Here is a 20,256-nt window from a genome sequence, read left to right as displayed (position 1 = left end):
ATGTTGCTTGAGGATATTAGTAACTGCAATATGCTTCTCGGTCAACGCATCTGACGCAGCCGTGGTGACGTTTTCTAACGGATCATAATAGGAGGTTTATTTGCCAAGACCCTCCTTATGATCCCGGCTTGCTTGGTTCTGCCATGCGTAATGCGCAACGATGGGCACTCTCTGAGATGGTTATTCTGAGTATGAATAGGCACTATCGTTATACGTTATGAGGGGTTCCAGGCGTTGCTGGTAGTGTTCCTGCTCGAGTTGGAAGATGTCTAAGCGCTTCGCTCGGTGCTGAAAACCCTCAGCAAACTGGATCGCTACCGCTCGTTGTTTCAAAACATTAACCAAATATGCGTTGCGTGGAGGTATTGAATGATAGGGTAAATCTTCGGTCCATACAAAGTTATAGAAAAGTTTTATAAAGTTACTGGAGTGGATAGTTCCGGCGGCTGCCAAGTACGGGTTAACAAACCTTGATTTCCGGGTTCTTGATGTTCTGGCTCGAAGTGTAGTGTTCACTGCGTCAGGGTATCAGGGTGTGCCGCTGTTTGCATATTATTCCTTTGAGGATATCCACTATCCTCGACAGGCTTCAGGAAGTTGGCGGCGTAATACGTCGACGTGATATGTGTGACTGACGATTGGTCGTATTGAAGCTTTCGGAACAAGGGTTAGAAATACCTGTGCTTGTCCAAAAAACTTTGTCGAACACTGGGAAGCAGGCCTAAGCAAGATGGATATCGAGTTCAAAAATATCGTCGAACTGCTCGCTCGATAACTGGCGATTTAGTCCAAGTGAATTAAACCATATTCGTCAGTGGGTAGTTGTAGCTGCCCGATAATGGAGCCATGAATCCATGAGGGCGGCATAACTGCTGAGTGCACTCGCAGTATTACGCTCATTCAGCGCGCACTCGTGCGCCACGTCAGTATTATGATACTATATTGATCGGTCTCGGATCTGTAGAGTTAAGCTCTGACAACGCGCATACAGCTAACGAAGTCGCTAGTGTGTTGTCTCTGAAATAAATTTCTAGCTTGAGCTATGCTTCTGTAGTCTATCAGTGCTCGGAGTGATCACACGAACTTTCAGGATATCGCGCTTAGTGAAGACGAATAAATTGAACTGAGTCGGTGAATAAGATCAGCCACGATCAGTCAGAGCGACGGTCGTGGGGCTCGGGTGATTTTGCGAGCCGTTCGTGGTCGTTCTCGTAACGAGATTGCCCAGTTGACCGGTCTCTTCTTTTTTTCAGTCACCCGCTAGTGCAAGCGTTTTGAAGAGCTGCGCCTACACGACCCGGACGAGGTCGCAAGCCATCCCTGCCGGCCGAAGCGTTGAAACGGACCCTTGAGCAAGTTACTCAGCCGCGTATCGGTCAGCCTCGCTGGAGCTGTCGAAGCATGGCGCGAGTCGCCGGCATCTCTCCGGCCAGCGTCCAGCGTATATGGGCCGCCAACGACATAAAACCGCACCTGACACGCACCTTCAACTGTCCAGCTATCCGAACTTCGAAGAGAAATTTTGGGACGTCATTGGGCTGTAGCTGGATCCGCCGGATAAGGCACTGGTGCTCTGTTGCGATGAAAAAGGCAGGTTCAGGCCCTCGAGCGCACCCAGCCTGGACTTCCTTTGGGAATTGGGCATATCCGCACGCAATCGTACGATTATGTCCGCCATGGTACCGTTACCTTGTTCGCCACGCTGGATTATCTTCAGAGGCATTTGATCAGCAGCATTGAGCGCCAATATCGGCTCAGGAGTGGCATGAGTTTCCCAAGAAGATCAATCGAGAAACGCCCAAGCATCTTCAACTGCATTTGATCGTCGACAACTATGCCACGCACAAACATCCAAAAGTCAGGGCTTAGCTTGAGAAGCACAAACGCTTCCAGATGCATTTCACCCCGACCTTCAGTTTGTGGATGAACATGGTTGAACGCTTCTTTTGCGATATCACGGTGTACCTGCGTGACGGCAGTTTCAGTTCGGTTCGCGAACTGGAAAGCTCAATAACCACGTTCTTGGCACTGCGAAATGCGCAGCCGACTCGCTACGTCTGTAACGCTAAGGGGGAAGATATTTTGAACAAGGTACCGCGAGCCCGTGAGGCAATGGTCTCACAGGCATGAGGAACGTTATTTCTGAGACGGCACACTAGTTCTGAATTATCTTGGCAGTTAGCTGCGATACCCTGCGATTTCTAGTCCACTGAATCAGAAGAATTGGTGGTGTCGGCGCTGGGGATTGTTGTACTTCCACTTCAGCGGCTTCGGGGCCTTGTTGTGCTGACAGATGTAGCGCATGAGCTTCTTGTCCAGGTCCTTGAGCGAGGTGAAAATGCCGCGGCTGATGACGTCGCGCTTGATGCGCGAGAACCAGTTCTCGACCTGGTTGAGCCACGACGAGTAGGTGGGCGTGTAGTGAATCCGCACGTTCGCGTGTTTGGCCAAGAAGGCCTAGACCAGCTCGGTCTTGTGGCTGCTGACGTTATCGCAGATGACGTGGATCTCGCGGCCCTGCGGCTGAGTGCCGACAACGTCGCCGATGAAGCTGACGAACTGCTCGCTGGTGTGGCGCGTAGCGGTCATGCCCAGGACTTCGCCGGTGGCGGTGTTCAGGGCGGCGAACAGGCTGAGGTGCCGTTGCGCTTGTACTCAAACCCGTGGCTCTCGGCACGGCCCGGCGCCAGCGGCAGCATGCGGTCCTTGCCATCGAGCGCCTGGATCACTGTCTTCTCGTCCACGCATAATACCGCGGCTTGCGACGGCGGGTTCAGGTACAGGCCGATCACGTCCGCGGCCTTGGTCTCGAAGTCGGGGTCGTTGTAGACGAGATGGCGTTCCCGCCGATGCGGCTGCAGTCCGTGCTTGCGCCAGATGCGCTGCACGGCAGAGAACGACACGTCTCGGCAGCTAGCTTGCCGCTGCTCCAATGCGTGGAGCCATCTTTCGGCTTGTGTTTGAGCTTCTTTTTGAGCACCCGCGCTTCCAGCTTGGCGACTGGCCGAGCTGGAAGCGCGTCCCGGGTGCAGCGACACCAGTCCGGCCAGACCTTGATGTTCAAACGCCTTGGTCCATCGCGTGACGAAGGCGTCGTTGCAGGCCAGCTTGGCGCGGATGTCCACCCGACGTTAGGCGTCTGCCCACAGCAGCACGCAACGCGCACGCCGCTGCAACGCCACTACGCCACTGCGTTTGCGAATCACCGCTTCCAGTTCGCCGCGTTCGTCGGCCATCAACTTCTTCCTGTGCATGCTTTCCAAGATAGAGCATACACAGCCGATTTCAATGATTCGGTGGACTAGATAAGGCAGCGTTACCACTTTTGATTGTACCAGGCGTTGCGCATGAGACACGGTATCAGGTGCTCGATGACGGACAGTTATGATTGCTACCAAAACGCCTTGGCAGATCGGGTCAATGGATATCGAAGACAGGGCTTTTGCTCCAGCGACCGCAGGATTTAACGCAGGCGAGAAGATGCTGAGTAAGTCGGTATCGACCTACCAAGGCGAGCACCCGCCCCTGTCTTTGAAATACAAAACACCCGATGCGATGCAGGGCTTTGGGGTGAAACAGGGGTAAACCTATTTTAGGACTAGACTTGGGGCGAAATCCCCAACCTATTGCATCATCAGGCTACCAGGCTTAGCGGTGGTCGTGATCCATGCGATGCGCCTCTAGAGTCTGAAATTCAATCACTGAAAAGATCAAACATCAGTTGCCGGAACCATTTGCTGGTCGGATCGCGGTGGTATTTCGTATGCCAAAACATATTGATCGCGATTTCCGGGAGCGGTACCGGCAACGGCAAGGTGGTCAAACTGAACGGTCCGGTGCAACTGCGGGCGAATCGCTCCGGCACGGTCGCGATAAGGTCAGTGGCTTGCAAGATATGCCCTACTGCAACAAAATGCGGAACCTCCAAGCTTATCTGACGCTGCAAGCCAGCCCGTTGCATGTGCAGGTCTATCTCACCATGCCCGGTACTGGCCGCAACGATTCTCACATGCCCATATTCACAGAAACTTTCCTCCGTCATGGGCTTCTGTGTCAGTGGATGACCCTGGCGGCACAAGCATACGTACCGATGTTGGAATAGACGCCTTTGATAAAAGCCTGCCTGTAAATCCGGTAGCAATCCGACAGCCAGATCCACCTCTCCGTTAGCAAGCGCTTCGGCGAGTCCAGCATTGCTTCGCAAAGTACTGACCGAAATCCCAGGCGCCTGCTTGAGCAGTGCATCAATGAGTCGCGGAATAAAATAAATCTCGCCAATGTCTGTCATCGCCAAGACAAATCGTTTTTGGCTGGTTGTAGGATCGAACTCATCCTGGAGGTTGATGGCGTCGTGCAGAATGTTGATAGCCTGAGACACAGGTTCTGCCATCTGCAACGCATAAGGCGTGGGTTGCATCCCCTGAGATGTCCGCACAAACAGTTCGTCATTAAATGAGGTACGCAGACGCTTGAGTGCATTACTCACGGCGGGTTGAGTCAGCCCTAACGTTTCAGCTGCGCCGGAAACACTATGGTCGATCAAAAGCTGATGAAAGATCACCAGCAAGTTCAAGTCGAGTTCGCGTAGGTGCATTACAGGCATCTCGGCAAGAGTGACGAATGCAACAAGTATACCCATATTCAGTCCGGTGATAGATTTTATGGGGCTCGCGCTATTTCTGTATACCCACCTTAGGGCTATTCCAAAAAAAGCGTGAGGTTTCCCATTAATCGCCCTAAATAGGTTTTGCAAGTCGCTATTGTTGGCGGTGGTATCGCAGGTGTGGCCCTCGCATTGGAGCTGTGTCGCCATCAACATCTGGACGTTACATTATTTGAGGCGGTACAAGCGTTTGGTGAAGTCGGCTCGGGTGTTTCGTTTGGTGCGAATGCTGTAAGAGGGATCAAAGCGCTGGGCATCGGCGAACCCTACGAGCAAATCGCCACCGGACGGCGCAACCCTGGCAGAGCATTTGTTTTGAATGGCGTCGGGGTGTCGACGGCAGCTACAGAGGCGCCAATTTTGCTGAGGGTGTGGGTCAGTCTTCGGTACACCGTGCAGATTGTTGCCGCTGACCAAAAACTGACCCAGTGGGTCAGTTTTCAATCAGCGCCAACAGCCCAAAAGATCAATTTCACCCAACAACTGATCTACCGACGCCAACATGAATTGAAGCGTGGGCTCATCCTCAAATTGACCGTCCTGGATCTTCTGACTGACCCCTGGGATCACAACCTCCCTGCTAAGCGTGGCGTTCAAGGTCTCCCGCAGTTGCGCCTGGGCGCGCACACCGCCTAACACGCCGGGGGATGAGGTCATGATCAACACTGGTTTGTTTCTCAGCGGGGAGTTGACGTCGGGGCGGGAGGCCCAGCCCAGGGCGTTTTTAAGCACACCGGAGACGCCGTAGTTGTATTCGGGTGAGCAGAGGATCAGGCCGTCGGCCTGGCTGATCGCGTCTTTCAAAGCAAGTACGGCGTCAGGCAAGCCATCCGCTTCCAGGTCGCTGTCGTACAACGGGATATCGTTGAGGGCAAACAGCTGCAGTTCGGCGTGCTCGCCCATGCGGTTGGCGAGGGCTTTGAGCACGGCGGTATTGGTGGAGTGCGCGCGCAGGCTGCCGGATATACCCAGCAAGCGGTGAGGGAGGGCGGCCATAAAAGTCCTTAGGGTGGTTTACACAACCGGGTTGTCTGAGGGAGCGGTGCCGACCATCACAAACAGCGCGCGGGCGATTGCGCTGTTTTTGTTGCGCCAGGCATGGCGTGTGCCGTTTTGGATGACGATGTCGCCAGCCTTGACCAAGCGGCTCTGGCCGTTGTCGAGCTCCAGCCACATTTCACCTTCCAGGATCACGCCGTAATCAATGGTCCCCGTGGTGTGCATGCCAGGGCTGTCGGGCTCGAAGCATTCGATCAAGCCTGGCAGTGCGGCGCCCAACTCGGCATAGGCTTGAACGCTATCAGTCGGGTTTTGCATGATGCTGTCGGGCGGGAAATCAAACAGGGCGAGGCAGGTGCCACCCTGGCTGGGGATTAACGACGCCAAGGCAAGTGTGGGGTCGCTTCCCCGGGCGGGCAATGTCGGCTGGGGCGGGGTGGCCCACATTTGCACCATCCCATGCCCCGGGATTGATGCAAAGGATTGCGCCCGAGGCGCGAAGTCGTCTGAAACAAATACCGAGTGACCCTGTTCGTCGTGCCCGGTGACCAGTCTTCTTATTTTCATGAAGGTTACTCAGCCTGCCAAAAGGGCAGCGAGAGGCGAGGCTCTCGCTGCGTTCACTCAAGGACGGATCACATAGTTGCTGAAACCACCGTGACGGTTTTCGATACCCGTGATCGCATGGTTGATGTCTTCCAGCGCGAAGGTGGTGTGCTCGAAGAAGGACAGGTCCAGTACGCCGGACTCCACCATGTCGGCCATGGCCTGGCCTTGCCCGGTGGTGAACCATGCCGAGCCGCTGAGCTGGATGTCGTTATCCATGATCCAGTGCAGGTCGATGGGTACATCACCGGCGATGGCGCCGATATTCACCAGGTGCCCACCTCGGTTCAGGGATTTGAGCGCCTGGGTCAGGCTCTCGTGGGGCGCGCCCGGGCCCAGGGCGTCGATGACGATATCGACGCCTTCGCCGGCGGTGATCTCATTGACCCACTGCTGGGTCGGGACGCTGCCGAGGGTATGAATCTCGATCCTGCCGGGGGCGGCCAGGTCTTTGACTTTCTGGAACAGCTCCTGGTTACGTGCAGTACCGAGGATCTTGCGCACACCCATGGCCAGCGCCAGGGCCACGGCGCCCAGGCCAAGGGTGCCGCTGATGCCGTTGATCAATATCGTGCTGCCCGGGCCTGCACTGGCCTTGAGCAGGGCTTTGTAGGCGGTGCCGAGGTAACCCAGGCGTGCGGCGGTTTCGAAGCTGAGGTTATCCGGCAGTTTGACCAGGCTGTATTGGGGAGCCGGGATGTATTCGCACAGGCCGCCGTAAGGATAGTCCTCAAACATGCGCGGGCTTTTCGCGGTAAAGCCAAAGTAGCCATTAAAGGTGTAGGCGCTACAGGCCACGGTGTTGCCCGCACGGCAGGCGCGGCAGGAACCGCAGTAGCGGCCCGGATTGACATACACCCGGTCACCGACCTTGAAGTCGTAGACCTGATCGCCCACGACTTCAACGACACCGGCTGGGTCCAGCCCGAAAATCGCCGGCAGCTTCGGCAGCGGGCTGTGTGGAAACCAGGTGACCCAGTTGGTCAGGATGTTATGCAGGTTTGGCACGATCCCGCAGGCCTTGACCTTGACCAACACCTCGGTGGGGCGGATTCGCGGCGCGGGCACCTGTTCGATGACCATGGGTTTGCCGCCTTCGTACAAGCGTGCGGCACGCATCGTGTTTGCTGTCATGGGGTTCTCCAACACACATATTATTTTTGTAGTGGTAGGTTTTCTGGAGCATGCATCAACGCGTTACAACTAACGTAAACCGTCTTTGCCCTTAACATCGGCAGCAGCCAGCCCGCCGAGCCGGGCATGGATGCGTCCGCCCGTGGCCATGGCCAGGCCGAACGCGATTTCGCCACGCCGCGGGCCGTCCCAAACGGTCATTTCCGCAATACCGAAGTGGCTGCGCACATAAGCCGCCTGAATGTGACCCAATGGAATCATCACCCGTGAGCCGGGGCCCGCAATGCTCTTCGCCGCAGGAACAATCGCTTTCGGGTTGCCCAAGGCTTCGCGCATCGCCCAGCCACCGGCTTCGTGCCAGACCGCGCCGTGTTCCAGCTCGCCGTCTTCACCGACGATGGCGCCCTTGCCATACGCCTGAACCTGTTCGACACCCCCCAGCGCATGGATCAGCCGCTCCGACAGCTCGGCCCCCAGGCTGCGCAGGGCCTGCATAAACGGCAGCAAGTCCTCAACATATTGGCCGGCATAGGGATTGGCAATCACTGCCGTGGCCACCGCAATCCGCAACGGAGCCGCCGAACGCGGGCCGCCTTCATGGCGCACCTCTTCCATGTCCAGTTTGATCTTACGCACACTCACAAGCGACATGCCTGACCTCCAGATCTACGCGCCTCACGCGGCGCATTATTTTTTAAAGCTGACCTTTCGGATTATGCATTTAATGATGTATGGTGCAAGAAATAAGTTTTTGTGCACAAAACAACAGGAGAGAAAGATGAAGCTGATTTCTTACCGTAAAGAAGGCAAGGCGCATTTTGGTGTCGTGAAGGGGGGCGGGGTGGTTGAGCTGACTGGTGCCTTTGCATCGGCTGGCGATCTCGCCTCGTTCCTCGCGGAGCCGGCGCTGATGGATGAGGCGCGACGGATCGTAGAGGGCAAAGCAGCGGACTATCCCTTTGCAAGCGTGGCGCTCGAAGCGGTCATACCCAACCCGGGCAAAGTCATCTGTGTGGGCATCAACTACGTGGCGCACGCTGAGGAAGCGGGGCGCAAGGTCGGTGACTTCCCGGTGATTTTCCAGCGCTTCGCCGAAACCTTGCTGCCCCATGGCGAGCCACTGGTGCGCCCGCAAGTGTCGGAACAATTTGACTTCGAAGCCGAGTTGGCCGTGGTGATCGGCAAGGGCGGTTCGCATATCGACCCGGCCGATGCGATGGACCATGTGGCGGGTTACACCTGCTTCAACGATGCCAGCGTGCGTGACTGGCAGTTCCACACCCACCAGTACGGCATGGGCAAAACCTTCAGGAAAACCGGTGCGTTGGGCCCTTGGCTCATTCCCGCGGCGGACATTCCCGATTACCGTAAGCTGGTGGTCCGGGGTGTGCTCAATGGTGAGCAATTGCAGGAGGGGAGCCTGGATGAGCTGGCCTTCGATATACCGCACTTGATTGCCTACGTATCGAAGGCGCTGGCATGGAACCCCGGCGATATCCTGGCCACCGGCACACCCAGCGGCATTGGCTTCAAGCGCACGCCACCGATCTTCCTCAAGCCTGGTGATGTATTTGAAGTGGTGATCACCGAGATCGGCACGCTATCCAACGGCGTAATTGACGAAGCCTGAACGTTGTCCTCTGCACAATCATAAAAATCTGGAGGTTTCACATGCCCGCTTTACCGACGATCAACTTCACCCATACCGGCGTTTTCTGCGCAGACCTGGATGGCATGGTCGACTTCTACTGCCGTGTACTGGGTTTTATTGTCAGCGACAAGGGCGTTGCCTCGACCGGCCACCGTCTGTTCTTCATGACCCAGAATCCCGAACTGCATCACCAGGTCGTGCTGTTTGACGGCAAGCCTGCCGACCTGGCATTCAACCCGATCAATCAAATGTCTTTCCTGCTCGATTCGCTCGACGACCTCAAAGCCTACTACCAGTTTGCCAAGCGCAACGGCATCGAAGGGATCGCTCAGGTCGATCACGGGAATGCCTGGTCGCTGTATTTCAAGGACCCGGAAGGCAACCCGATTGAAATGTACGTCGACGCGCCGTTCTACACCGCGCAGCCGTGCAAGGAACCACTGGATCTTGAATTGCCCGCCGAGGTGATCCTGGCGCAGACCGAAGCCATGTGCTTGCGCCGCCCAGGCTTCCAGACCCGGGACGAATGGAAGAACTCCATACGCGCCAAGATCCAAGAGCAGCGCGTTCGGCTGGGCTGACCCGGCGGCGAACTGCCGAGGTTCAACCCCGACTGATGGGCGCACGCGTGCTGGCCCGTCAGCCATCTGTTGTACCGATAAGAATAAGAAGCGGAGTAGACGATGGACTACGATGTCATCATTGTTGGAATGGGCCCGGTCGGCGCCGTGTGCGCGAACCTGGCCGGGTTGTGGGGGCTCAAGACCCTCATCGTGGACAAGTCCGAAACGGTGTACACCAACCCTCGGGCCATGGGGTTTGACCATGAGGTAATGCGCGTCTTCGGCAATATTGGCCTGGCGCATGAGATTGCCGAGCATGTCATGCCCTATCGCCCTTCGGAGTACCGCACCACGGGCTCCCAGGTGCTCAAGCGCATCGACGCGGCCAAACCACCTTTTGCTTTGGGGTGGGCGCCCAACTACGTGTTTTCCCAGCCTCCGGTCGAACGCGCGTTGCGCGGCAAGCTTGCCGAGTTGCAGGGAGTCACTGTCGAACTTGGCGCAGAGGTGCTGCAGGTCGACTCCGCCAGCACCCAGGCTCATGTGTTGATCAAATCCAAGGACGGCAGCGAGCGCACGCTTAGCGCCGACTATGTCCTGGCCTGTGATGGCGGCACCAGCCCGATCCGCACTCGGCTAGGTCTGAAAATGGAGGATCTGGCCTTCGACGAGCCCTGGCTGGTGGTCGATGTGATCCTCAATGAAGGCGCGGGCGAGCATTTGCCCAAGACCAATGTGCAGTTCTGCGAACTGGTGCGGCCGTGTACTTTTGTGGTCGGGCCTGGGCGGCACCGGCGCTGGGAGTTCATGATCAACCCGGACGAGCAGCCCACTGAAATCTCCCAGCCCGAGGTGATCAAACAGCTGATCGCACGTTGGTTGCCCGAAGGGGATTATCAACTCTGGCGGGCCTCGGCCTACCGTTTTCATGCGCTGATCCTGGAGCAGTGGCAAGCCGATCGAGTGTTTTTTCTCGGTGACGCAGCGCACATGACGCCGCCGTTCCTGGCCCAGGGTATGTGCCAGGGCATTCGCGATGCCTTGAACCTGGTGTGGAAGCTTGCTCTGGTAAAACGCGGGTTAGCGGCGCCGAATTTCCTCGACAGCTACCAGACCGAGCGTATCCCCCATGTGCGCCAGACCACTCTGGCAGCCAAGGAATTTGGCGGCGTGATCTGTGAGCGCGACACTGAGCGCGCCGCCTTGCGTGATGCGCGATTGATCCAGCAGATGACCGAGAACCCTGAGGGGATCGTCCGCCAGTCCCTGATTCCTGGGTTGAGGCATGGCTTTGTCGCGAACGTGGCACCTGCCGGCGAACTGTTCCCGCAACCGCGAGTGATCAACCACAAAGGCAAGGCGGGGCTGCTGGATGAGTTTACCGGCCAGTCCTTTCGCGTGGTGATCGCGCCGGGCTTCGACGCCAGTGCATTGCTGCGGTGCCTGCGCAGCAGCCAGTCGCTCAAGGGCCTGCCGATTGAAGTGGTGCGCCTGGTTTACCCGCAGCACCCTGGCGCGCGGGTGGCAGATGATTACGAAGAGGTGGATGGGCTGCTGGCGCAGTGGCTGGAGCGGCGTGGTTGTAATGTGGTGATCGTGCGCCCGGATCACTACGTGTATGGCGGTGCCGTGACGGTAGCGTGGGCCATGGAGTTGCTGGAGGGGATGGAGCTGGCGTTGTTTGGCCGCAAGCCAGACGCTGCATGAGGGAAGGGCGGGCTTGCCCTGGCAAGCCCGCCCTTGCCAGGTTACTGCAACGTTGCCTGCTGACGTTCGATGGCCTCGACGGTGCGCTCCAGCGTGTCCTGGATATGGTTACGCAGCAGGGTAACGGCTTTTTCGCTGTCGCGTGACAGCGCCGCATCCATCAATTCCTGATGCTCATTGCCCTTGTGTCGTTGGCGAATGCGCTGCTTGGCCGAATAGCGCCGGTACCGTTCCGCGCGGTCGAACAGCGAGTCGATCATCTTCAGCAGCAGCGGCGATGGGCACGCGCCGAACAGTGAAAAGTGGAAGGCCTTATGCCGGGCCGACCATTCATCATCGAGCACCAACACACCGCTGCCCAACTTTTTCTCCATCAGATTCAAGCGGTGAAACGCCCCCAGCACGTCGGCTTCCCAGCTGTCATCGCCATAGCGGATGGCATCACTCAAGGCTTCGCATTCGAGCAGGCAGCGCATCCGGGTGATGTCGCAAAAGTCGGCGGTGGAAATCGGCGCCACCCTGAAGCCCTTGTTGTCACTGGCCTCAACTACACCGTCCTGGGTCAGGCGATTGAGCGCCTCGCGAATCGGCGAACTGCTGAGCCCGTAGGTCTTCGACAGTTCGGCGACCTTGAGCTTTTCGCCGGGGGCCAATTCGCAACACACAATCGCTTTTTTCATCTTGGTCAACGCGACTTCGATCAGCGGGCTGCTGGGGGAGGGAGTCATGGTGGGCGTCCTGGAATTTGCACTAAACGCAGTTTATGCGCAAAAACAGATTTAGTGCAAAGACTCATTTGGATGCCGCGAATCTGCTTGACATTGAATTTCTACGGGCATATTTTTTGTGCACAAAGTGTTAATTAGTGCATTAAAAATAAGATTGCGCACATGCGATGACCTTTTACAAAAACAACAAAAACAGGAACATCTCGATGAAAACAGCCAACCTGCGGCACTGCCCGTTGCCGGTTTCCAGCATCGCCTGCGCCGTCAGCGCAAGCCTGCTGCTGAGCCTTTCTACCGCCTCCCAGGCCTTTCAGATCGACACCGGCAACACCGACCTCACCGCGACCTGGGACAACACGGTCAAGTACAGCAACGCCTGGCGTGTGAATAAACTCGACTCCAAGGTCGCCGTTGGCCCAGGCACGTCCAACGCCAATGCCAACCTGGACGACGGTGACCGCAACTTCGACCGTGGGCTGATCTCCAATCGCCTGGACCTGCTGTCCGAGTTCGACATCAAGTACAAAGACGTCGGTGCCCGCCTCAGCGCGGCATCCTGGTACGACAACGTCTACAGCCACAACAACGACAACGACTCGCCCGGCACCGCCAACTCGGTGAGCGTCGACCACGACCAGTTCACCAGCGACACCCGCCGCATCCACGAAAAACGCACGGAAATCCTCGATGCCTTCGTTTACGGCTCCAGGGAGCTGGGCAGCACCACCTTGTCCGGTCGCCTGGGGCAGTTCACCCAGATTTACGGTGAAAGCCTGTTTTTCGGCGCCAACGGCATTGCCAACGCACAATCCACGGTCGACCTGGTGAAACTGCAGTCAGTGCCGGGCTCGCAGTTCAAAGAAATCCTGATGCCGACCAAGCAGGTCTCGGGCAACTGGCAGCTCACCGACACGGTCAGCGTCGGCGCCTACTACCAATTCGAGTGGAACAAGACCCGGCTGCCCGCGGCGGGCAGCTATTTCAGTGGTGCGGACTTTGTGGGTGAAGGCGGCGAGCGGGTGTTTTTCCCCACCGGCGAGCTGCTGCATGGCAAGGACAAGGAAGCGAGGAATTCCGGCCAGTTTGGCGCCCAACTCAAATTCGCGGTAGACGATTGGGAGTTCGGGCTTTACGCAGCCAAGTACCACGAAAAGACCCCGGTATTTTACTTCCGTCCGGCGGCCTTGGTGCCCGGTGCCGACGACAGCTTCATCAACGTGTACCCCGAAGACATCAAAGTCTTCGGCGCCAGCTTCAGCACCCTGGTGGGCGAGGCGAATATCGCCGGTGAAACCTCGATTCGCCTCGATACACCCCTGGCCGGCGTGGGCGGCACCATCATCACCGGCATGGCTTCCGATAACGACGCCAACCCCGCCTACCCAATTGGTCGTTCCTGGCATGCCCAGGTCTCGATGGTCAATGTCTACGGTGGTTCGGCGTTATGGGACGGAGCCTCGCTGATCGGTGAAGTGGCTTTCAACCGCCGACTCAGCGTGACCAAAAACTCCGACCAACTGGACCCCAACACCACCCGCGATGCCTTCGCCATGCGCTTCACCTTCGAACCACAGTACTTCCAGGTGTTTCCCGGCATCGATGTGCAGGCCCCGATCACCATTGGCTACAACCCGTTCGGGCGTTCATCCGTCACGCCCCAGGCGTTTGGTCCGGAGCACGGTGGCGACCTGACCCTGGGGCTCAAGGCTGACTACAAGAAGCAGTGGTACGCCTCGTTGAGCTACACCAACTTTTTCGGCGAGGCCGGGCCGGTCATCAACGCTGCCAACTCCTTTACCTACCAGCAAAACATGAAAGACCGGGACTTCGTGGCGTTTTCGATCCAGCGAACCTTTTAAGCAACGAACAGGCGGGCTCTTATAATGACAAAAACCAAACTGCTGCTTTCAACCTTGTCCCTGGCCCTGTGCGCCGGCACTGCCCTGGCGGCGGTCAACCCCGACGAGGCGGCCAAGCTCAAGACCACGCTGACGCCCATGGGCGCCGAAAAAGCCGGGAATGCCGATGGCAGTATTCCCGCATGGACCGGCGGGCTGACCAAGGATGTCGCCGGCGCCAAATTCGGCGACGTGCCAGCGGACCCGTTCCCCGGTGAGAAGCCGGTGCTCAGAATCACCGCGAAGAACGCCGCACAATACGCCGACAAATTGACCGAAGGCACCAAGGCGCTCCTGGCCAAATACCCCGACACCTATCACCTCGATGTGTACCCCACGCATCGCACCGCTGCGGCGCCCGACAGCGTCTATCAAAACACCTTCGCCAATGCCACCCAGTGCAAGACCACCAGCAATGGCCTGTCGGTGGAAGGTTGCTACGGCGGCATCCCGTTCCCGATCCCCAAGAACGGCAACGAAGTGATCTGGAATTTCCTGCTGCGGGTCGAAGCCGAATCGATCCAGATGGGCTACGCCAACATCATCGGCAACGCCGATGGCACCCAGACCCTGGCCAGCCGAGGCGTCGAGAACTGGCAATACCCTTACTACTATAAAGAGGGCAGCGCCCAGGCCTGGAACGGCCAATATGCGTTGCTGCGTTTCTTGACCAATGAGCCGCCGTTCAAGGCCGGTGAGTCGTTGGTCACCCATGACAGCGTCAACCCGCAGGAACCGCGTGAAGCCTGGCAATACCTGGTCGGCCAGCGTCGCGTGCGTCGTGCACCGACCGTGGGCTATGACACGCCGGACTTCGTGGCCTCGGGGGCCAACTACTTCGACGAAGTGCACGGCTTTATCGGCCACCCGGATCGTTATGACTGGAAGCTGGTGGGCAAAAAAGAGCTGTACATCCCCTACAACGACAATGCGTTCAACGCGCAAAAACGCGATGACGCCTTCGTTGCCAATCATCTGAATGCCGACAAGGTGCGCTGGGAACTGCACCGCGTGTGGGAGCTGGAAGCTACCGTCGCACCCGGTAAACGGCACGCCGTGCCCAAGCGCCGATTCTTCATCGATGAAGACAGCTGGACCGTCTCCCTGGTCGATGGTTACGACGCCGAAGGCAAGCTGTGGCGCGTGTCCCAGGTACTGCCGTTCGTAGTGCCGTCGATTCCTGCGGTGGTGGTCAAGCCGGTGGTGATCTACAACCTGCAAGCCAAGACCTACAGCGTCGTGCAAAGCCTCAATGGCGAAACCTACAGCGTTATCCCGCGCAAGCCCGAAAATTTCTTCACGGGGAATTCCGTGGCCTCAGGCTCTGTGCGCTAAGCCTCGCACCTGCGTGTTCAAACCTGTGTTCCCGGGGGCAGCCCCTGGGACCGCTTCATCGAGGCTCGACAATGCGTACATTCACACCGTGGTCCATCGCCTGCCATGCACTCATGGCGTCACTCGTGACGCTACTAATGAGCAGCTTTGCGCAGGCAACTGATGAAATGCCCATGCAACCGGCGATCACCAGCGCCCTTGCCGCCCAATCGGTCATGTTGAGTGTGGCCAGGGCCGGCAAACGCCTGGTGGCGGTGGGCGAGCGTGGATTCATTATTGCCTCGGATGACGATGGTAAAAGCTGGCAACAGCTGCAATCACCGGTCGGCGTGACGCTGGTCAAAGTGCGTTTCATCGACGACGTGGAAGGCTGGGCGGTCGGGCATGCCGGCACCGTCTTGCACACCCTGGACGCCGGCCTGACCTGGACGCGCCAGTTGGATGGGGTCCAGGCCGCCCAGCTCGAATTGCAAGCGGCCCAGCGTGGCCAGGGCGCAGAGCAGATCGCCCAAGCTCAGCAACTAGTGGACGAGGGCCCCGACAAACCGTTGCTCGACGTGCTGTTCCTCGATGCAAACACCGGCTGGGTGGTTGGTGCCTATGGCCTGGCGTTTATGACCCGTGACGGCGGGCAGACATGGCAGCCGCTGCGCACCGCCATCGACAACCCTTCAGAGCTGCACCTGTACGCCATCGCGCAATCCGGCGCGGACCTGTTCATTGCGGGCGAGCAGGGCACGCTGTTGCGCTCGCGTGACCAGGGGCAGAGCTTCCAGGCGCTGGCGTCGCCCTACGAGGGCACCACGTTCGGGCTGCAGGCCACGAAAAACGGCACGCTCATCGTCTTCGGCCTGCGTGGTAAAGCGTTCGAGTCCCGGGACGGCGGCGACAGCTGGCAGCGTCTCGATACCTTGCAACCGGTCACCTTGACCAGTGGCCTGGGCCTGGACGATGGCTCGGTGCTGCTGGCCGATGAGTCGGGCCGTGTCTTGCACTTCACCGGCGACGCCAGCCAGGCCTTAGCCCTTAACGTACCTCAGTCAAGTTACTTCACTGGCATGGCGCAAGCCGCTGACGGCAGCCTGATCCTTAGCAGTGCACGCGGCATGCTGTCGTCGGCGATTGCGGTGGACGTGTTGGAGCACGATCAATGAACAGTTTTACCCGTTCTGCAGAGCCCGACACCCAGTTGGATGCCAGCCCGTTCGACCCCGCTTCCGGCACCCTGGTCGAGCGCCTGCTGTTCAACCATCGCAGCATCATCCTGGGGATCTGCGTGTTGCTCAGCCTGGTGCTGGGGTACCAGGCGTTGAGCCTGAAACTCAATGCCGCCTTCGAAAAAATGATCCCCACCGACCACCCGTATGTGCAGAACTACCTTCAGCATCGCAGCCAGTTGGGGGAGGGCGGCAACACCCTGCGCATTGCCGTAGAGGCCAGTCGCGGCAGTATTTTCGATGCGGCGTACCTCGATACCCTGAAAAAGATCAACGACGAGGTATTTTTGCTGCCCGGCGTCGACCGCTCCTACATGAAGTCCTTGTGGACCCCGGCCACCCGCTGGATCGGCGTGACCGAAGAGGGCTTCGACGGTGGCCCGGTGGTCCCGGACAACTACGATGGCTCGGCCGCCAGCCTGGAACAGGTGCGCCAGAACGTTGAGCGTTCCGGCGAAGTGGGCAAGCTGGTGGCGTCCAACTTCAAGTCCAGCATTGTGCTGCTGCCGTTGCAGGACACCACCACGGACGACGGCAAGCCGCTGGATTACAACGCGCTGTCCGGCCAGCTCGAACAGATCCGCGCCAAGTACGAAAACGAAGGCATCCAGATCCACATCACCGGGTTTGCCAAGGTCGTAGGCGACCTGCTCGATGGCATGCGCCAGATGCAGCTGTTCTTCGCCGCGACATTGGTGATCTGCGCCATCGTGCTGTTTTGGTATACGCGCTGCGTGCGCAGCACCTTGCTGGTGTTGTTGTGTTCGCTTATCGCGGTGGTCTGGTTGCTGGGGCTGTTGCCTACCCTGGGCTTTGACCTTGACCCTTACTCGATCCTGGTGCCGTTCCTGGTATTCGCCATTGGCCTGAGCCACGGCGCGCAGAAGATGAACGGGATCATGCAGGACATCGGGCGCGGTGCGCACAAGCTCGTGGCTGCGCGCTACACCTTTCGCCGGCTGTTCCTGACGGGCCTGATGGCACTGGTGGCGGACGCTGTCGGGTTCGCCGTGTTGATGATCATCAAGATCCCGGTCATCCAGGACCTGGCCATCGCGGCGACGCTGGGCGTGTTGACGTTGATTTTCACCAACCTGATTCTGCTGCCGATTCTGCTCTCTTACACCGGTGTGAGCCGCGCTGCCGCGCAGCGTGAGGCAGCCAACGATCAGTTGGCGCAACTGGACGGTCCCTATGGGCGCCACCCGTTCTGGGCTTTGCTCGACCGTTTTACCGAGCGTAAATGGGCGCGCGGTGCACTGATTGTGGCGCTGCTGCTGGGGGTGGCAGGCTTTGCCGTGAGCCTGCAGGTGAAGATCGGTGACCTCAACCCTGGCGCACCGGAGCTGCGGGCCGATTCGCGTTACAACAACGACAACCGTTTCATGGTCAGCAACTTTTCTGCCAGCAGCGACAAGTACGTGGTGATGGTGAAAACCCCGCAGTACTTCTGCGCCAAGTACGAAACCCTGGTGGCAGTCGACGCGCTGGAAGCCCAGTTGCAGCAATTGCCGGGGGTGGTCTCCACCACGTCGCTGGCGGCGCTGAGCAAACAGGCGGCTGCTGGCATGAACGAAGGCAGCATGACCTGGTATGAGATCCCACGGAATCAGGGGCTGTTGAACGCTATCATCACCCGCGCGCCGCGCGAACTGTTCAACCAGAACTGCGACTTGCTGACCGTGTATGTCTACCTTACCGACCACAAGGCCGACACCCTCACCCGTGTGGTGCAGACCGTTGAACAGTTTGCCGCCAGCCATAACACCGAGCAGCTGCAGTTCCTCAACGCTGCCGGTAATGCCGGTATCGAAGCGGCCACCAATATCGTGGTGAAACGCTCCAATGTACAGATGCTGTTTATGGTCTACGCGGCGGTCATCGTGTTGTGCTTCATCACCTTCAGGTCCTGGCGCGCCGTGGTGTGCACGGTGCTGCCGCTGATGCTCACCTCGGTGCTGTGCGAAGCCCTGATGGTGGGGCTCAATATCGGCGTCAAGGTCGCGACCCTGCCGGTGATCGCACTGGGCGTGGGCATCGGCGTGGACTATGCGCTGTATATCCTCAGTGTGACGCTGACCAACCTGCGTCGCGGTTGCAGCTTGTCCGAGGCGTACTACCTGGCACTGCTGTCCACCGGCAAAGTGGTGGTGATGACCGGTATCACCCTGGGCGTTGCCGTACTGACCTGGGTGTTGTCGCCGATCAAGTTCCAGGCGGACATGGGCATCCTGCTGGGCTTCATGTTCATCTGGAATATGGTCGGCGCCCTGGTGCTGGTACCGGCCCTCGCGCACTTTTTGCTCAAGCCGGAGTTGACCACACCATGAATAGTACAACGGTTGGCGTAGTGGGCGCTGGCACCATGGGCAGCGGGATTGCCTACGTGTGTGCCAGTGCCGGGTTGTCGGTCCGGTTGCTGGATATCTCCCCGCAGATGCTGGAAAAGGCCGCCGCAACCCTCGACAAACACCTCGAGCGGCAAGTGGCTAAAGGGATGCTGGATCAGGCGCAAAAGCTCCAAGTTCTTTGCCGAGTGCAGATGAGTACTGACTACACGTGTCTGCAGGGCGTGGACATGGCGATTGAAGCAGCCACTGAGCGCCTGGCGCTCAAGCGCGAGGTGCTGAGCCGGGTGGCCGGTGAAGTGAGCGCGCACTGTGTGATTGCGTCAAACACCTCGTCCCTGTCGATCACCGAACTGGCCACGCCGCTGCCGAACCCTGAGCGATTTATCGGGGTGCACTTTTTCAACCCGGTACCGGTGATGCAATTGGTTGAAGTGGTTCGCGGTCTGCGCACCGCCGACGCCACGTATGCACGGGTGCTGACGTTGGCGGCGCAATTGAACAAAGTCTGCATCAGCAGCGCCAACCGCCCAGGGTTTGTGGTCAACCGTATCCTCGTGCCCATGATCAACGAAGCGATCATGGTCTATCAGGAAGGTATCGCCAGCGCCAAGGATATCGACGCCGCCATGGTGCTTGGCAGCAACCAGCCGTTGGGGCCGCTGGCCCTGGCCGATCTGATCGGCCTCGACACGGTGCTGGCGATTCTTCAATCCCTTTACGACGGCTTCAACGACAGCAAATACCGCCCCGCCACATTGCTGAAAGAATTGGTGGCAGCGGGGGATTTGGGCCGCAAGACCGGGCGTGGTTTTCATGGCTACGACTGAGCACTGCGAACGCTTTGCCAGCAATCGCGACAAAGCAGTCGAGCTGTTTGCCCGCAAAAGCTTCGCCCAGGTCGGCATGCGTGAATTGGCTGCCTGCCTGGGCATGTCGCCGGGGTCGTTGTACCACCATTATCCGAGTAAGCGGCATCTGCTGCTGGATATCCTCGAAGAGTTCTATGAAGAACTGCTGGCGGCGTTGGCGCCGCTGCCCATTCGCGTTGAGGGCAGCATCTGCGAGGTTATCCGTGTGCACGTAAGGCTGCATCAGCAGATGCCCAGGCACTTTTGCATTGCCTTGCGCGACAGTGGCTGCCTGGCCACCGAGCAGCAGTACAGCGTGCAGCAATTGCACACCCAGTACGAGGCACGGTTAATGGGGTTGCTGGGCGGAAGGCGCGATGGAGCCCGCCCTGTCGCGCCACTGCTGAACATTGTGCATGCCTGGTTTTCCGGGCAGCGGCTGGAGGACGACGCCACGGCCCGGATGATGGAGGTGGCGTTGGTGGCGGCGCTGGAGCGGATATTGGCCGGGCCGAGCGGTTAACCGCTGCGGCCGGCCCTGCCAGTGTAATAATAA

The 20,256-nt window shown here is 58.5% G+C and carries 16 protein-coding genes and 4 pseudogenes; 12 read left to right on the top strand and 8 right to left on the bottom strand.

Annotated features, from left to right (window positions below):
- Positions 1–1,117: 1,117 nt before the first annotated feature.
- Positions 1,118–2,130: pseudogene (locus V6M90_RS12130) on the top strand (IS630 family transposase).
- A gap of 84 nt (positions 2,131–2,214) precedes the next feature.
- Here the strand turns inward: V6M90_RS12130 and V6M90_RS12125 are convergent.
- A pseudogene (locus V6M90_RS12125) lies at positions 2,215–2,589 on the bottom strand (transposase).
- Positions 2,590–2,615: 26 nt separating this feature from the next.
- Complete coding sequence (locus V6M90_RS12120; protein ID WP_332846538.1) at positions 2,616–3,125, bottom strand: hypothetical protein; 510 nt, start codon at positions 3,123–3,125, stop codon at positions 2,616–2,618.
- 204 nt (positions 3,126–3,329) lie between these two features.
- Here V6M90_RS12120 and V6M90_RS12115 point away from each other — a divergent pair.
- Positions 3,330–3,585 (top strand): annotated as a pseudogene (locus V6M90_RS12115) (integrase core domain-containing protein); the annotation flags it as partial.
- Positions 3,586–3,694: 109 nt separating this feature from the next.
- Here V6M90_RS12115 and V6M90_RS12110 read toward each other — a convergent pair.
- The gene (locus tag V6M90_RS12110) at positions 3,695–4,594 is read right to left on the bottom strand and encodes a LysR family transcriptional regulator (protein WP_065942233.1); all 900 of its coding nucleotides are present in this window, start codon (positions 4,592–4,594) and stop codon (positions 3,695–3,697) included.
- A 153-nt stretch (positions 4,595–4,747) separates the two neighbouring features.
- Here V6M90_RS12110 and V6M90_RS12105 point away from each other — a divergent pair.
- Positions 4,748–5,064: pseudogene (locus tag V6M90_RS12105) on the top strand (FAD-dependent oxidoreductase); the annotation flags it as partial.
- A 43-nt stretch (positions 5,065–5,107) separates the two neighbouring features.
- Here the strand turns inward: V6M90_RS12105 and V6M90_RS12100 are convergent.
- From V6M90_RS12100 to V6M90_RS12085, 4 genes are all read right to left on the bottom strand, one after another.
- A complete protein-coding gene (locus tag V6M90_RS12100) occupies positions 5,108–5,659 on the bottom strand; it encodes an NADPH-dependent FMN reductase (protein ID WP_332846537.1) in 552 nt (183 codons plus the stop codon).
- Between the two features lie 18 nt (positions 5,660–5,677).
- The gene (locus V6M90_RS12095) at positions 5,678–5,980 is read right to left on the bottom strand and encodes a cupin domain-containing protein (RefSeq protein ID WP_332846536.1); all 303 of its coding nucleotides are present in this window, start codon (positions 5,978–5,980) and stop codon (positions 5,678–5,680) included.
- 306 nt (positions 5,981–6,286) lie between these two features.
- Entirely contained in the window at positions 6,287–7,402 is a 1,116-nt protein-coding gene (locus V6M90_RS12090; RefSeq protein ID WP_332846535.1) for an alcohol dehydrogenase catalytic domain-containing protein, read from the bottom strand.
- A gap of 69 nt (positions 7,403–7,471) precedes the next feature.
- Entirely contained in the window at positions 7,472–8,053 is a 582-nt protein-coding gene (locus V6M90_RS12085) for an amino acid synthesis family protein (protein WP_332846534.1), read from the bottom strand.
- 127 nt (positions 8,054–8,180) lie between these two features.
- Here V6M90_RS12085 and V6M90_RS12080 point away from each other — a divergent pair, with 127 nt between their 5' ends.
- The 3 genes from V6M90_RS12080 (at position 8,181) to V6M90_RS12070 (ending at position 11,323) form a co-directional block, all read left to right on the top strand.
- Entirely contained in the window at positions 8,181–9,032 is an 852-nt protein-coding gene (locus V6M90_RS12080; protein WP_332846533.1) for a fumarylacetoacetate hydrolase family protein, read from the top strand.
- A 41-nt stretch (positions 9,033–9,073) separates the two neighbouring features.
- Positions 9,074–9,634 carry a VOC family protein gene (locus tag V6M90_RS12075; RefSeq protein ID WP_332846532.1) on the top strand — a complete coding sequence of 187 codons (561 nt, stop codon included), beginning with the start codon at positions 9,074–9,076 and terminating at the stop codon, positions 9,632–9,634.
- A gap of 102 nt (positions 9,635–9,736) precedes the next feature.
- A complete protein-coding gene (locus V6M90_RS12070; RefSeq protein WP_332846531.1) occupies positions 9,737–11,323 on the top strand; it encodes a bifunctional 3-(3-hydroxy-phenyl)propionate/3-hydroxycinnamic acid hydroxylase in 1,587 nt (528 codons plus the stop codon).
- A gap of 41 nt (positions 11,324–11,364) precedes the next feature.
- Here V6M90_RS12070 and V6M90_RS12065 read toward each other — a convergent pair whose 3' ends face one another.
- A complete protein-coding gene (locus tag V6M90_RS12065; RefSeq protein WP_332846530.1) occupies positions 11,365–12,051 on the bottom strand; it encodes a GntR family transcriptional regulator in 687 nt (228 codons plus the stop codon).
- 206 nt (positions 12,052–12,257) lie between these two features.
- Here V6M90_RS12065 and V6M90_RS12060 point away from each other — a divergent pair, with 206 nt between their 5' ends.
- From V6M90_RS12060 to V6M90_RS12035, 6 genes are all read left to right on the top strand, one after another.
- A complete protein-coding gene (locus tag V6M90_RS12060) occupies positions 12,258–13,910 on the top strand; it encodes a DUF1302 domain-containing protein (RefSeq protein ID WP_332846529.1) in 1,653 nt (550 codons plus the stop codon).
- A 24-nt stretch (positions 13,911–13,934) separates the two neighbouring features.
- A complete protein-coding gene (locus V6M90_RS12055) occupies positions 13,935–15,284 on the top strand; it encodes a DUF1329 domain-containing protein (RefSeq protein ID WP_332846528.1) in 1,350 nt (449 codons plus the stop codon).
- Positions 15,285–15,355: 71 nt separating this feature from the next.
- Positions 15,356–16,438, top strand: coding sequence for a WD40/YVTN/BNR-like repeat-containing protein (locus tag V6M90_RS12050; RefSeq protein WP_332846527.1), 1,083 nt, complete (start codon positions 15,356–15,358; stop codon positions 16,436–16,438).
- A complete protein-coding gene (locus V6M90_RS12045; protein ID WP_332846526.1) occupies positions 16,435–18,831 on the top strand; it encodes an efflux RND transporter permease subunit in 2,397 nt (798 codons plus the stop codon). The genes V6M90_RS12050 and V6M90_RS12045 overlap by 4 nt, the downstream gene beginning before the upstream one ends.
- Complete coding sequence (locus V6M90_RS12040; protein ID WP_332846525.1) at positions 18,828–19,679, top strand: 3-hydroxyacyl-CoA dehydrogenase NAD-binding domain-containing protein; 852 nt, start codon at positions 18,828–18,830, stop codon at positions 19,677–19,679. The genes V6M90_RS12045 and V6M90_RS12040 overlap by 4 nt, the downstream gene beginning before the upstream one ends.
- Entirely contained in the window at positions 19,666–20,223 is a 558-nt protein-coding gene (locus V6M90_RS12035) for a TetR/AcrR family transcriptional regulator (RefSeq protein WP_332846524.1), read from the top strand. The genes V6M90_RS12040 and V6M90_RS12035 overlap by 14 nt, the downstream gene beginning before the upstream one ends.
- Positions 20,224–20,256: the final 33 nt, after the last annotated feature.

It is taken from the genome of Pseudomonas lactucae, from assembly GCF_036688725.1.
Lineage (GTDB): Bacteria > Pseudomonadota > Gammaproteobacteria > Pseudomonadales > Pseudomonadaceae > Aquipseudomonas > Aquipseudomonas lactucae.
The sequence above is the reverse complement of the archived record's forward strand: the minus strand, read 5'-3'. Positions and strand labels throughout refer to the sequence as shown.

Excerpts from the sequence above, each read along its gene's own strand:
- V6M90_RS12065 (WP_332846530.1), bottom strand. The coding sequence starts at position 12,051 with ATGACTCCCTCCCCCAGCAGCCCGCTGATCGAAGTCGCGTTGACCAAG.
- V6M90_RS12040 (WP_332846525.1), top strand. The coding sequence starts at position 18,828 with ATGAATAGTACAACGGTTGGCGTAGTGGGCGCTGGCACCATGGGCAGC.
- V6M90_RS12100 (WP_332846537.1), bottom strand. The coding sequence starts at position 5,659 with ATGGCCGCCCTCCCTCACCGCTTGCTGGGTATATCCGGCAGCCTGCGC.
- V6M90_RS12070 (WP_332846531.1), top strand. The coding sequence starts at position 9,737 with ATGGACTACGATGTCATCATTGTTGGAATGGGCCCGGTCGGCGCCGTG.
- V6M90_RS12085 (WP_332846534.1), bottom strand. The coding sequence starts at position 8,053 with ATGTCGCTTGTGAGTGTGCGTAAGATCAAACTGGACATGGAAGAGGTG.
- V6M90_RS12050 (WP_332846527.1), top strand. The coding sequence starts at position 15,356 with ATGCGTACATTCACACCGTGGTCCATCGCCTGCCATGCACTCATGGCG.
- V6M90_RS12060 (WP_332846529.1), top strand. The coding sequence starts at position 12,258 with ATGAAAACAGCCAACCTGCGGCACTGCCCGTTGCCGGTTTCCAGCATC.
- V6M90_RS12035 (WP_332846524.1), top strand. The coding sequence starts at position 19,666 with ATGGCTACGACTGAGCACTGCGAACGCTTTGCCAGCAATCGCGACAAA.
- V6M90_RS12075 (WP_332846532.1), top strand. The coding sequence starts at position 9,074 with ATGCCCGCTTTACCGACGATCAACTTCACCCATACCGGCGTTTTCTGC.
- V6M90_RS12095 (WP_332846536.1), bottom strand. The coding sequence starts at position 5,980 with ATGCAAAACCCGACTGATAGCGTTCAAGCCTATGCCGAGTTGGGCGCC.
- V6M90_RS12045 (WP_332846526.1), top strand. The coding sequence starts at position 16,435 with ATGAACAGTTTTACCCGTTCTGCAGAGCCCGACACCCAGTTGGATGCC.
- V6M90_RS12055 (WP_332846528.1), top strand. The coding sequence starts at position 13,935 with ATGACAAAAACCAAACTGCTGCTTTCAACCTTGTCCCTGGCCCTGTGC.
- V6M90_RS12090 (WP_332846535.1), bottom strand. The coding sequence starts at position 7,402 with ATGACAGCAAACACGATGCGTGCCGCACGCTTGTACGAAGGCGGCAAA.
- V6M90_RS12110 (WP_065942233.1), bottom strand. The coding sequence starts at position 4,594 with ATGCACCTACGCGAACTCGACTTGAACTTGCTGGTGATCTTTCATCAG.
- V6M90_RS12080 (WP_332846533.1), top strand. The coding sequence starts at position 8,181 with ATGAAGCTGATTTCTTACCGTAAAGAAGGCAAGGCGCATTTTGGTGTC.